At 77.4% G+C, this 469-nt stretch carries 1 pseudogene; it reads right to left on the bottom strand.

What is annotated here, in order from left to right:
* Nucleotides 1-405 (bottom strand): annotated as a pseudogene (locus tag TR46_RS42990) (amidohydrolase); the annotation flags it as partial.
* Nucleotides 406-469: the final 64 nt, after the last annotated feature.

Genomic DNA, 469 nt, shown 5'->3' on the forward strand with positions numbered 1-469 from the left:
GACTGCGGCGGGGGGGGGGCGGGCCGGGTCGATGTCGAGACCGTGGCGGTAGGCGACGACGGATTTCACGGCTACGGCGTCGGCGGTGCGGACGGCTTCGGCGACGGCCTCGCGGGTGGTTTCGCCCCAGGCGGCGGCGGTGCTGGTGGTGGCCGACAGTTGGGCGACGTGTTCGAGGCGGACGATCTCGCGGACGGGGGTGCCGGAGAGGGCGGCCAGGGCGGGGAGGTCCAGGAGGGGGGTGCCTGCGGCGGCGTCCAGGCCGGTGTCGACGTAACAGGCGTCCAAGGCGGCGGCGCGGAGGAGGCGGCGGGCGGACTCGGCCGCGCCCAGGGCGGCGCGGGCCTCCAGGTAGGCCTCGGGGGTCGGAGGGTTCCCGGCGGGCACGGGCACGGGCACGGGCACGCCCAGTACGGGGGCGCAGGTACGGAGGACGGCTAGGCCCAGGGCGGAGTCCCAGGGGGTGGTG

This window comes from Streptacidiphilus carbonis, assembly GCF_000787775.1.
GTDB lineage: Bacteria > Actinomycetota > Actinomycetes > Streptomycetales > Streptomycetaceae > Streptacidiphilus > Streptacidiphilus carbonis.